At 63.5% G+C, this 11867-nt stretch carries 12 protein-coding genes; 5 read left to right on the forward strand and 7 right to left on the reverse strand.

Annotated features, from left to right (window positions below; all coding sequences use genetic code 11):
* Positions 1 to 2: 2 nt before the first annotated feature.
* Positions 3 to 605 carry a TetR/AcrR family transcriptional regulator gene (locus BUB39_RS05350; protein WP_084526902.1) on the reverse strand — a complete coding sequence of 201 codons (603 nt, stop codon included), beginning with the start codon at positions 603 to 605 and terminating at the stop codon, positions 3 to 5.
* Between the two features lie 93 nt (positions 606 to 698).
* Here BUB39_RS05350 and BUB39_RS05355 point away from each other — a divergent pair, with 93 nt between their 5' ends.
* Positions 699 to 1781: an SDR family oxidoreductase gene (locus BUB39_RS05355; protein WP_073052798.1), complete on the forward strand. Its 1083-nt coding sequence runs from the start codon at positions 699 to 701 to the stop codon at positions 1779 to 1781.
* Here BUB39_RS05355 and BUB39_RS05360 read toward each other — a convergent pair.
* From BUB39_RS05360 to BUB39_RS05380, 5 genes are all read right to left on the reverse strand, one after another.
* Positions 1739 to 2830, reverse strand: a complete 1092-nt coding sequence (locus BUB39_RS05360; protein WP_073051918.1) for an ABC transporter ATP-binding protein — start codon at positions 2828 to 2830, stop codon at positions 1739 to 1741. The genes BUB39_RS05355 and BUB39_RS05360 overlap by 43 nt on opposite strands.
* A gap of 23 nt (positions 2831 to 2853) precedes the next feature.
* The gene (gene bglA / locus BUB39_RS05365; protein ID WP_073052799.1) at positions 2854 to 4521 is read right to left on the reverse strand and encodes a beta-galactosidase BglA; all 1668 of its coding nucleotides are present in this window, start codon (positions 4519 to 4521) and stop codon (positions 2854 to 2856) included.
* A gap of 2 nt (positions 4522 to 4523) precedes the next feature.
* Complete coding sequence (locus tag BUB39_RS05370) at positions 4524 to 5354, reverse strand: carbohydrate ABC transporter permease (RefSeq protein ID WP_073051919.1); 831 nt, start codon at positions 5352 to 5354, stop codon at positions 4524 to 4526.
* Complete coding sequence (locus tag BUB39_RS05375) at positions 5354 to 6322, reverse strand: carbohydrate ABC transporter permease (protein WP_139251341.1); 969 nt, start codon at positions 6320 to 6322, stop codon at positions 5354 to 5356. The genes BUB39_RS05370 and BUB39_RS05375 overlap by 1 nt, the downstream gene beginning before the upstream one ends.
* A 135-nt stretch (positions 6323 to 6457) precedes the next feature.
* On the reverse strand, positions 6458 to 7723 hold the full coding sequence (locus tag BUB39_RS05380) for an ABC transporter substrate-binding protein (RefSeq protein WP_073051920.1): 1266 nt from the start codon (positions 7721 to 7723) through the stop codon (positions 6458 to 6460).
* A gap of 396 nt (positions 7724 to 8119) precedes the next feature.
* Between BUB39_RS05380 and BUB39_RS05385 the strand changes: the two genes are divergently transcribed.
* The 4 genes from BUB39_RS05385 (at position 8120) to BUB39_RS05400 (ending at position 11151) form a co-directional block, all read left to right on the forward strand.
* Entirely contained in the window at positions 8120 to 9142 is a 1023-nt protein-coding gene (locus tag BUB39_RS05385) for a LacI family DNA-binding transcriptional regulator (RefSeq protein WP_073051921.1), read from the forward strand.
* A gap of 76 nt (positions 9143 to 9218) precedes the next feature.
* On the forward strand, positions 9219 to 10181 hold the full coding sequence (locus BUB39_RS05390) for a 2-dehydro-3-deoxygalactonokinase (RefSeq protein ID WP_073051922.1): 963 nt from the start codon (positions 9219 to 9221) through the stop codon (positions 10179 to 10181).
* Positions 10182 to 10194: 13 nt separating this feature from the next.
* Positions 10195 to 10818, forward strand: a complete 624-nt coding sequence (locus BUB39_RS05395; protein WP_073051923.1) for a 2-dehydro-3-deoxy-6-phosphogalactonate aldolase — start codon at positions 10195 to 10197, stop codon at positions 10816 to 10818.
* Between the two features lie 132 nt (positions 10819 to 10950).
* The gene (locus BUB39_RS05400; RefSeq protein ID WP_073051924.1) at positions 10951 to 11151 is read left to right on the forward strand and encodes a hypothetical protein; all 201 of its coding nucleotides are present in this window, start codon (positions 10951 to 10953) and stop codon (positions 11149 to 11151) included.
* Here the strand turns inward: BUB39_RS05400 and urtE are convergent.
* Complete coding sequence (urtE, locus tag BUB39_RS05405) at positions 11141 to 11836, reverse strand: urea ABC transporter ATP-binding subunit UrtE (protein WP_073052801.1); 696 nt, start codon at positions 11834 to 11836, stop codon at positions 11141 to 11143. The two genes, BUB39_RS05400 and urtE, sit on opposite strands and share 11 nt — an antisense overlap.
* Positions 11837 to 11867: the final 31 nt, after the last annotated feature.

The raw sequence follows: 11867 nt of genomic DNA on the forward strand, positions 1-11867 counted from the left end.
GATCAGCGCGCGCGCGTGGCGCTGGCCTTGATCAGCATGTCGAGGAACAGGCGCATCGAGCGGCCGGCATGCTGGTTCTGATGGCCTGCGGCGAGCGCTGAGCCGTTCGAGATCGCGATGAAGGTGTCCGCAATGTCCTTGATTGGCGCCGGCGGCGTCAGTTCGAGGCGCTCGAACACCACGGCGATGAACGCGACGAGTTCGTCGGAAAATCGCTTCTGCAATGCCTCATAGCCGGCCGCGAGGCTCTCGCTGCGACGGGCCTGCAATTCCAGCTCAGCTGCGAGAAGCGCAAAGTCTCGGTCGCCATGCAGCGCGTCGAGCCATGTCGTGAGCGTCTCCATCAGCTTGTCGCTGTCGACTTCGGCGATCATGGCGCGGACGGCCATGATCTCGCTCTGCTTACGCACTTCGAGCAGCGCCAGGAAAATCGCCTCCTTGGAGGCGAAGTTCGAATAGAACGCGCCCTTCGAAAAGCCCGCATCCTCGGCGATATCGTCGACGCTGGCGCCCGAATAGCCGGCGCGGGCGAAGGCGCGCGCTGCCGAGGCGAGCAGCATCTCCCGCGTCCTGACCCGGCTTTCCTCCCGCGACAACCGCGCCATTCGACGAAATCTCCAAACCACTTGAAATCCAGATACCGACTAGTATTCTAGATACCAATCGGTATTGGAATACACCACCGAATGGAGGACAAGATGGCATTTGCAAGCGCATTCGTCACCGGGGCAACGGGGCTGCTCGGCAACAATCTCGTCCGCCTGCTGGTCGAGCGGGGCGTCCGCGTCACGGCTCTGGTCCGATCGCGGGAGAAGGCCGAGCGTATGTTCGGCGATCTCGATATCACGGTGGTCGAAGGCGACATGGGCGCGGTCGGGGGCTTCGCCGACAAGCTCGCTGGTCATGACGTGCTCTTCCACACGGCCGCCTATTTCCGCGACAGCTACAAGGGTGGGCGTCATCGCGACGCGCTCATCGCGACCAATGTGTCGGCCACCGAAGCCCTGCTCGCTTCTGCCTATGCCGCCGGCATCCGCCGTTTCGTACACACCTCGTCGATCGCCGTCCTCAACGGTCCGCCGGGTGCGCCCATCGACGAAACCATGGCGCGCGACCTCGACGAGGCCGACGACTATTATGCCAGCAAGATCCTGTCCGACCGCGCCGTGCGCCGCTTCCTCGGCGACCATCCCGACATGACGGGCTGCTTCGTGCTGCCGGGATTCATGTTCGGCCCCGGTGATGCGGGACCGACGGCTTCCGGGCGCATCGTGCTCGACTACGCAAAGCGGCGTCTGCCGGGAATTCCGCCGGGCGGCTTTTCCGTGGTCGATGCGCGCGACGTCGCGCTCGCCGAGATCGCGGCAGCGGACAAAGGTCGGCGCGGCGAACTCTATCTTGCTGCCGGACAGCCCATGACGATGTCGGAACTGATCCGCCAGCTCGAACCGGCAACGGGCGTGCCGGCGCCGCGATGGAAGGTGCCGCTCGCGATGCTCTACGCGATTGGGGCGGTTGAGGAATTGGCGCAGCGGCTGTTGGGACGGCCTGCGCTGCTCAGCCTTGCCGCAGTGCGACTCATCGCCAAGGAGGACGGCCGCAACCTCTTCAGCGCCGAAAAATCAGCGCGCGAACTCGGTCTCAGCTTCCGGCCTTTCGAGGAGACTTTGGCCGATGTGGTCGGCTGGTATCGTCGCAATGGATGGCTCGACGCGCCGGCCGCGCCATCCGCACCGCTTCAGCTGCGCGGGAAGGCGACGCCGTTTTCGTCGAATACGTGAAGGTGGCGCTTCTCGGTGGTAAGCGAGACCTTCTGGCCCTTGGCGACCACCGCCTCATTCTCGATCTTGGCGACGATCGGCTCGCTGGTTCCGACATCGACATAGATGAGCGTCACTTCGCCGAGCTGCTCGACGATGTCGATGGTGCCGTGGAAGATCGCGTCTGAACCCTCGGTCAGAACGAGATCCTCCGGGCGGACGCCGAAGGTGCCGCGCTTGCCGGCGGCCGACGCCGGAATGACCGCTGCCACCGCGATCTTGTTGCAGCCATCCGGCTGCACCGATGCATCCGGACTGCCCGACACAATCGTGCAGGGAATCGTGTTCATCGACGGCGAGCCGAGGAAGCGGGCGACGAACAGATTGTCCGGCCGGTGATAGAGCTCCATCGGCGCGCCGACTTGCTCGACGCGTCCGGCATTCAGCACCACGATGCGGTCGGCAAGCGTCATCGCCTCGACCTGGTCATGCGTGACATAGATCATCGTCACGCCGGCCATGCGCTCATGCAGCTTGTTGATCTCGATGCGCGTCTGCACGCGGAGCGCCGCGTCGAGATTGGAGAGCGGCTCGTCGAAGAGGAACACTTTCGGGTCGCGGACGATGGCGCGGCCGATGGCCACGCGCTGGCGCTGGCCGCCCGAGAGCTGCTTCGGCAACCGGTCGAGATAGGGCGTGATCTGCAGGATGTCCGCCGCCCCGCGCACCCGCTTGTCGATCTCCGAGGCGTCGTGGCCCTTCGCCAGCTTCATGCCGAAGGCCATGTTGTCGTAGACCGTCATATGCGGATAGAGCGCATAGGACTGGAACACCATGGCGATGCCGCGCTTCGAGGGCGCAAGCTGGTTCACCACCTGACCGTCGATCTGCAGCGTGCCGCCGGTGATATCCTCAAGGCCCGCGATCAGGCGCAGCAAGGTCGACTTGCCGCAGCCCGAGGGACCGACAAAGACGATGAACTCGCCCGACTTGATGTCGAGATCGATGCCATGCAGCACCTTGACGGTGCCGTAGCTCTTCTTGATGCCGCGCAGCAGCAGTCCAGCCATGTTCGTTCCCCTTCCCAGCCCCGTCAGACAATCCTAGCGAAGAACGCGTCGCGTCCGTTCAGGCTGATGGTCCGTTCCTGTTGATGCAGCGTCGCGGTGAAACCGTGACCCTCGAGCGGTGCGACTTCGATGCCGGGCGGCAAATCGGCCGTAACCGGCGTCGTACCGAGATTAAACAGAGCAAGCACCTTCTCCTCGCCCGTGGCACGGATGAAGCCGAGCACGTCGTCCGGCGTGTCCACGAAGGCGATGCTGCCGCGAATGAGCGCTGGATGCGACTTGCGGAACGCGATCATGCGCCGATAGAGCGCCAGCACCGACTGATGGTCGGCGTCCTCGCGGTTGGCAGCGCGCGCGACATGTTCCTGCGGCACGGGCAGCCAGGGCTTGCCGGTCGAGAAGCCGGCATAGGTGCTGTTCGATTCCCACACCATCGGCGTGCGGCAACCGTCGCGACCCTTGTATTCCGGCCAGAAGCGGATGCCGTAGGGATCCTGCAGGTCCTCGAAGGCGATGTCCGCCTCGGTGAGGCCGAGTTCCTCGCCCTGATAGAGGCAAACCGAGCCGCGCAGCGACAGGAGGATCGCCGCCGCGATCTTGGCGACGCCGTCATAATCGCCGTCTGTCGTCCAGCGGCTGACGTGGCGCACGATATCGTGGTTCGAGAACGCCCAGCACGGCCAGCCATCGCCGACGATCGCCTCAAACGCCGTGACGCGCTTCACGAAATGCTCTTTCGTGAAGATCGGCGACAGGAAGTCGAAGGTATAGCACATGTGCAGCTTGTCGCCGCCGGACGTATAGGCCGCCATGGTCCTCAGCGAGCGCGGACCGTCGCCGATCTCGCCGACGGTCGTCTGGCCTGGATAGCGATCGAGCAGCGCGCGCAGCCGCTTCAGGAATTCGAGATTTTCCGGCTGGCTCTTGTCGTGGATATGGTCCTGCCAGTTATAGGGATTGACCGCCGGCGCCTCGGGCGAATTGCGATCTTCGGGGCGGGACGGCGGATTATCCTCGAGCGCCTGCGAATGAACGTAGAAATTCACCGTATCGAGGCGGAACCCGTCGACGCCGCGTTTCAGCCAGAACTCGACCGTCTCCAGCAGCGCATCCTGCACCGCCATGGTGTGAAAGTTGAGGTCCGGCTGCGAGGTGAGGAAGTTGTGCAAATAGTACTGGCAGCGGGTCGTGTCCCACTCCCAGCCCGAGCCGCCGAAGATTGACAGCCAGTTGTTGGGCGGCGTGCCGTCCGGCTTGGCGTCAGCCCAGACATACCAGTCGGCCTTGGCATTGTCCTTCGAGGAACGGCTTTCCTTGAACCAGGGATGTTGGTCCGAGCTGTGCGACAGCACCTGGTCGATCAGAACGCGGATGCCGCGGGCATGCGCCTCGGCGATCAGGTGGTCGAAATCCTCGATCGTGCCGAACAGGCCGTCTACGGCGCAATAGTCCGAGACGTCGTAGCCGAAATCCTTCATCGGCGACTTGAAGAACGGCGCGATCCAGATCGCATCCGCCCCAAGCGCCGCGATATGGCCAAGCCGGTCGGCGATGCCCTTCAGGTCGCCGACGCCGTCGCCAGTCGTATCCTGGAACGAGCGCGGATAGACCTGATAGATGACGGCGCCGCGCCACCAGTCGGGATCGGTCGAGAGGATCGATCCGGGCACTTGCTGCACAATCTGGCTCATCATCAGCCCTTCACGCCGCCGGCCGTCAGGCCCGAGATGATCTTGCGCTGGAAGATCAGCACGAGGACGACGAGCGGGACGGTGACGATGACCGACGCAGCCATGATGTTACCCCAGGGAATTTCATATTGCGTATTGCCCGACAGCAGGGCGATCGCCACCGGAACGGTGCGGGTGTTGTTCGACGAGGTGAAGGTCAGCGCGAACAGGAACTCGTTCCAGGCCGCGATGAAGGCGAGGAGACCGGTCGTCACCAGCGCGGGCCACATCAGCGGCAGAAACACCTTGGTGATGATGACCCACGGGCTGGCGCCATCGACGATCGCGGCTTCCTCGATCTCGATCGGCAGGTCACGCATGAAGGTGGTCAGGATCCACACGGTGAAGGGCAGCGTGAAGATCATGTAGGAAAAGATCAGCGCGAACGGCGTGTTGAAGATGCCGAAGAAGCGGACCAGTTCGAAGAGGCCCGAGAGCACGGCGATCTGCGGGAACATCGAGACCGCGAGGATCGTGAAGAGCAGGAGCGAGCGGCCGCCGAACCGGACACGCGACAGGGCAAACGACGCCGTCACGGCCAGCAGCAGCGAGATCGCCACCACCACCGAGGCGATCAGCAGTGAATTCGCGAGGTTGCGCGGGAAGCTGCCGGTCGTCAGCACCTGCGTATAGTTGGCCAGCGAGAAGCTCGTCGGCCAGTAATTGATCTCGAACAGCGCGGTTCCCGATTTGAACGACGTGATGATCGCGTAATAGAACGGGAATATCGAAATGAAGACAATGCCGATCACCAGCAGATAGAAGCCGGTGCGCTTGGTTGCATGCCAGAGCATCAGCGGCCTCCCTCGAAATTGACCTTGCCGACGATGATATAGACGACGGTGATGACCGTCAGGATCAGGAACAGCATCGTCGATGCGGCCGAGCCATAGGCAAACTTGTCGAAGTCGAACAAGTTCTCGCGTGCGAAGACCGACATCGTCTTGGTCTGCGCATTGTTCGCGGTCAGCACATAGATGAGATCGAAGATGCGCAGCGCATCGAGCATGCGGAAGATGATCGCGACCATCAGGGCCGGACGGACCAGCGGCAGCGTGACCTTGAAGAACACCTTCACCGGATGCACGCCGTCGATCTTGGCCGCCTCGTAGATGTCGCCCGGGATCATCTGCAGGCCAGCCAGGATGAGCAGCGCCATGAACGGCGTCGTCTTCCAGATGTCGACCATCAGCACCGCGAGCATCGCGGTATCGGGGTTGGCGGTCCAGGCGATCTTCTGAGAGATCAAGCCGAGATGCAGAAGGATATCGTTAATGATGCCGAACTGGTCGTTGAGCATCCAGGCCCACATCTTGGCCGAAACGATGGTCGGAATGGCCCAGGGGACGAGGATCGCGGCGCGCACGATACCGCGGCCACGGAATTCCGCATTGAGGACCAGCGCGACCATCATGCCGATGATCGTCTCCAGGATGACCGACACGACGGAGAAGCGGACGGTATTCCAGACCGACTTCCACCAGAGCGGATCGACGAGCAGGCCGTCATAGATGACGCGTCCGCTCTTCAGCGTCGTGATCGAAAGGTAGTTATCGAAGCCGACCCACTGCGCCGCTTCGATATTGGTCAGCGAGGCATTGGTGAAGGAGAAATAGATGCTTCGCAGCAGTGGCCAGCCGGCCACCACGGCCAGCACCACCAGCATCGGGGTCAAGAACAGCCAGGCCGAGCGAACGCGCTGGCGAAAGAGATCGGAACCGGCGCTTTTTTCAGCGACGTCGATGGTTTCAGCTATGGCCATGCTGATCGTCCCCCGTGGCCGGATCGGCCTGCAACTGGCGGGTTCCCGCCCTTATTTTCGGCAACGGTAGCGCCGAAGGCGGTGATTTCAACGAAAATCGCCCCCCGCGATCATGCGGGGGGCGAAAGATCGGGCTTACCAGTTGGCGCCCTTGAGCTTGGTCAGCTGGGCCTCGAGCAGTTCGAGATTGTCAGCTGCGCTGCCATTGCCGGAGATCGTGTTGTGCACGGCGGTCCAGAAGTTCGACGAGACCTCGTTGTACTTGACCTTGGTCGGCGCCGAGGGACGCGGAACGGCGTTCAGGAACACTTCCTTCCAGCGCGGGATGATCGGCACGGCCTTGGCGATGTCGGCATCGTCATAAAGGTCGATGATCGTCGGCAGGTTGGAGGCCTCGATCGCCTGCTTCTTCTGCATTTCCTTCGAAGTCAGGAACTTGACCAGATCGATGGCCTCTTTCTGGTTCTTCGAATACTTCGAGACGGCGAGGTTCCAGCCGCCGAGGGTCGCGGCCGAGGTGGCGCCTTCGGCGCTGCCTGCCGGCAGCGGAGCGACGTCGAACTTGCCCTTCACGGCCGAGTCAGCGCCATTGCCGAGCGAATAGGCATAAGGCCAGTTGCGCATGAACACGGCATTGCCGGTCTGCCAGACGCCACGGGACTCTTCTTCCTGATAGGCGAGCACGCCGGGCGGAGAGATGGTGTTGACCCAGCCCTTGACCGCTTCGAGCGCTTCAGCCGCCTTCGGGTTGTTGATCGAGATCGTGCCGTCGGCCTCGACGATCTGGCCGCCGCCGTTCGACTTGACCCATTCCAGCGCGTTGCAGGTCAGCCCTTCATAGGCATTACCCTGCCAGACGAAGCCCCAGATGTCCTTCGAGCCAGCCTCGCGCTCCTTGTCCTGGATTTCCTTCGCCGTCGTGGCGAGTTCGGCCCAGGTCTTCGGCACGGACTTGCCGTACTTGTCGAGCAGGTCCTTGCGGTAATAAAGCGCCGGCGCGTCGGTGAAGAGCGGCATCGCGACGAGCTTGCCGTTCACGGTCTGCGATTCGACGATCGACGGGAAATGCTGGCCGATGACGTCCTTGGTCGCTTCGGTCAGGTCGACGAGCTGATCGGCGAGCTGCGGAGCCCAGATGACGTCGGTCTGGTAAACGTCGATGTCGGAATTGCCGGCGGCGAGCCAGAGCTTGTACTGGCCGAACTGGTCGCTCGTCGACGAGGGCATCGGGACGATCGTGACCTTGTTGCCCGACGACTTCTCATAGATGTCGAGCTTTTCGCGCAGGACGGCGAGACCATTGCCAGTATCGCCCGAGACGATCGACAGGTTCGCGGCATTGGCGGCGCTGGCCACGGCAATCGCAGCAGCGAAGCCGAGGAGCGCGGATCGCATGTTCATGTTCAAAACCTCCCTGAGAAACAATCGAATCTCATGGGCGAGCAAGTGCTGGGATCCGTCCATTCCCGGACGCGCCCTCGCCACTCCCTCCTCCCAAAAAACGTCCTTTGATCACGTGCCAGAGGCAGCGACCCAAAGCGCTTTGAACCGAGTTTCAACAGGTGCAGCGAGAACTGTCAAGCTCCAGCAGCGCCGGATTGAAGACCCCGCCATCCTCATTGTCCTTGTATTCGTACGACAAATCGTTGCATTTCCTTGAATCAACTCAGAAATCGCTGGCCAAGCGGACGATGACCCCGTCGCTCGAGCCCGCGGCGGGCAGTGGACCGGGGCGAAGCGACTTGCAACGGAATTTGAAAGCGCTTTGAATAGGTTCAAGTGGGAGGAAGGAGCTCGATGAAGCTCAAGGATCTCGCCCAGCATCTCGGTCTGTCGCAGACGACCGTGAGCCGGGCGCTCAACGGCTATCCGGAAGTCAACGAGGAAACGCGTCGGCGGGTGCTCGACGCTGCCCGCCGTCATGGCTACCAGCCGAATGCGAATGCGCGCCGTCTCGCCACCGGACGCGCGAATGCGATCGGCATCGTGCTGCCGACCGATTGGAACATGCTGATCGATCCCCACTACATGGAGTTCCAGGCTGGCCTCGGCGAAACGCTGATGGCCGACGAAATCGACATTGTTCTCTCGCCGTCGCGTGGCGGCGATGAGACCGCCAATTACCAGCGCATGGCCGTCGGCTCGCGGGTCGACGGCGTCGTGCTGTCAAGTCCGCTGATTGCCGATGGTCGCATTCGCCTCCTGACCGAGCTCGGCCTGCCCTTCATCCTGCATGGCCGAACGGAATCGGAGGTACCGCATGCATGGATCGACATCGACAATGAGGGTGCGTTCCGCCATGCGACCAAGCATCTGCTAGACCTTGGCCACCGGCGCATCGGACTGATCAACGGAGAACCGCGCTTCACCTTCGCGCGCGACCGCGAGATCGGCTTTCGCTCGGCCCTTGCCGCGCGCGACATCACGCCAGAAGAGCTCTTCATTGCCGGCGGCGTGATGAGCGATGAGGTGGGCTTCCGGATCGCGGAGCGCTTCCTCTCCGAACGGCCCCGCCCGACGGCCTTGCTGGTCTCTTCCATGATGATGTCGCTCGGTGCCTTCCGCGCCATTCGCGCTGCTGGTCTCGAGCTTGGCCGCGACGTCTCGATGATCGCGCATGACGACGTCTTTCCGTTCCTCAACCCGGATTCAATGGTCCCGACCATGTCGACGACGCGGTCCTCGATCCGGGCGGCAGGTAAGCGCGTCGGCGAGTTGCTGATGGAGATCGTCGAGGGCCGCGCGCCGGAGACGATCCATGAACTCTGGCCGGTCGAACTCGTGATCCGCGCTTCGACAGGGCCTGTGCCTTCGGATTGACGGGGGCTGCTTGACAGGGACCGGCGAACGTCGAACAACGCTTTGACCTCTTCGGATCCGCCTTGCGAGTGCTGCCTTGAACGCCGCCCCTTCCTCTGCCGATCACCCCGTTCCCAATGCTGCCGACGCCGCGCTGATCGCGGTCGACTGGGGGACGTCGCGCTGCCGCGCGATGCTGCTCGACAAGGACGGCGGGCTGATCGCGGAGGCGGAAAGCGCCGACGGCATCGGGCCGCTCGGCGGGCTCGGCCATGAGGATGCCTTCGAGCGACTGACAAGCGGCTGGCCGCGCGTGCCCGTACTGATGGCGGGCATGGTCGGCAGCCGCCAGGGCTGGCGCGAGGCGGCCTATGTTCCCGTTCCCGCGACCAGCGAGGCCCTCGCGGCCGGACTGCACCGCTTCGAAGGGAGCGACCATCGCGCCCTCGCGATCGTCCCCGGCCTCGTGCTGCGGTCGGCGGTGCGCGATGGCGACGTGATCCGCGGCGAGGAAACGCAATTGGTCGGACTGATGGAGGAGGAGCCGGATTTCGCCGGCATCGCCATCCTGCCGGGCACGCATTCGAAATGGGCGGCCGTCGGCGGCGGGACCATCAGCGATTTCCAGACCTTCATGACCGGCGAGATGTTCGAGCTCCTCGCGCGGAAGTCGTTCCTGCGGCACTCGGTTGCCGAGCACGCCGACGACATCGCCGCGTCCGAACATTTCGCGCTCGCCGTCCGGCGCAGCGTCACCGAGGGCCTGCCCTTTCTCGGCGCCATCTTCTCGGTCCGCGTGCGGCAGTTGCTGGACGGCGTCTCGGGCGACGACAACCTCGCTTATCTCTCCGGCCTCGTCATCGGCGGCGAAATCGCCGCCGCGCGCGACGCGCGTCTGCTCGATGCCGATCAGCCGATCCGCATCATCGGCTCGCGCTCGCTCGCACGCGCTTATTCGGCCGCCTTCGCGGTTGCCGGTCATCACGCCGAAGCGCGTGACGGCTCGGCGCTGGTCAGGCGCGGCCTCGTGCGCATCGCGCGCGCCAACGGACTCCTTTGAAGGAACCTCGCCGATGACCCATCCTCTGTTCGGAAGCCACCGCCCGCTGGTCGCGATCCTGCGCGGCATCGCGCCGGGCGAAGCCGCGGCGGTGTTCGATGTGCTCGTCGAAGCCGGCATCACCCTGATCGAGGTTCCGCTCAACTCGCCGGAACCCTTCGTCTCGATCGAGACGATGGCAAAGCGCGCCGGAGGGCGCGCCAAGGTCGGCGCCGGCACGGTTCTGTCGGCAGCCCATGTCGATTCCGTCAAGGACAGCGGCGGCATGCTGATCGTCTCGCCGAACGCTAATCCCGAAGTTATCAGGCGCACCAAGGAACTCGGGCTCGAATCCTATCCCGGTGTCTTCACCCCGACCGAGGCCTTCGCGGCCATCGATGCCGGCGCCGATGCGCTGAAGTTCTTTCCGGCCGAATTGATCGGCACGGCCGGCATACGCGCGATGAAGGCGGTTCTGCCGAAGGACCTGCCAGTGCTCGCCGTTGGCGGCGCCAACGCTTCCAATTTCGGGGAGTATCTGAAGGCCGGCTGCGCCGGCTTCGGCATCGGCTCGTTTCTCTACAAGCCAGGTGCCAGCATTGCCGATGTCGCCGCCCGGGCCGCTGAACTGGTCGCCGCCTTCGACGCCGCAGCATAAGACGGCGAATTAGTACTGCTTCGCAGCATCAAACGATCGTGAACAGGCAGGAGCGCTTCCTTCTTACAAACGTCATCGAGTGCCGTAATGTTCGGGACGCACGCAAAGCCCGAACGCCCGAGGAGGTTCGTGATGAACGACTCCAATTCCTGCTACGGCAAGGATTCTTCGCTGAATGAACTTCTGCATGAGCCGATCATCGCCATGCTGATGTCGAGCGATGGCGTACGATCGGACGACATTCGCGCCCTCTTTCGCGATGTCGCGGCCAAGGACAGCAAACGGCCAGCATCCCGGCAGCGTCAGCTCTTCGAGACCTGCCTCAGACCGTGAGGTGGGCGCGAACGGCCTCGCTGCCCATTTCGGACTGAGGACCTGACGCCACCACTTCGCCGCGATCCATCACGGCGAAGGTGTCGGCAAGCTGGTGCGCGAAATCGAAATACTGCTCGACCAGCAGGATCGCCATGGTGCCCTGCTCGCGCAGCCATTCGATGGCGCGGCCGATATCCTTGATGATCGAGGGCTGGATGCCCTCAGTCGGCTCGTCGAGCACCAAGAGCCGCGGCCGCGTTACCAGCGCGCGGCCGATCGCCAGTTGCTGCTGCTGGCCGCCGGAGAGATCGCCGCCGCGACGGCCGAGCATGTCCTTCAGCACGGGAAAGAGCTCGAAGATGTAGTCGGGAATGTAGCGGTCCTTGCGCGCGAGCGGCGCGAAGCCGGTTTCGAGATTTTCCTTCACGGTGAGCAGTGGGAAGATCTCGCGGCCCTGCGGCACATAGGCGATGCCGGCGCGCGTGCGGTCATAGGCCGCCATGCGGCCGAGCACCCGGCCCTCCCAGACGATCTCGCCACCGGAAATCGGCCTCTGGCCGACAATGGCGCGCAGAAGGCTCGACTTGCCGACGCCGTTGCGGCCCATCAGGCAGGTGACCTTGCCGACTTCGGCGGTCAGCGAGACGCTGCGGAGCGCCTGCGCCGCGCCGTAATAGAGGTCGACATTCCTTGCCTCGAGCATCGACGGGGCGGCGGGTGCGGATTTCGCTTCA

Source organism: Kaistia soli DSM 19436, from assembly GCF_900129325.1.
Taxonomy (GTDB): domain Bacteria; phylum Pseudomonadota; class Alphaproteobacteria; order Rhizobiales; family Kaistiaceae; genus Kaistia; species Kaistia soli.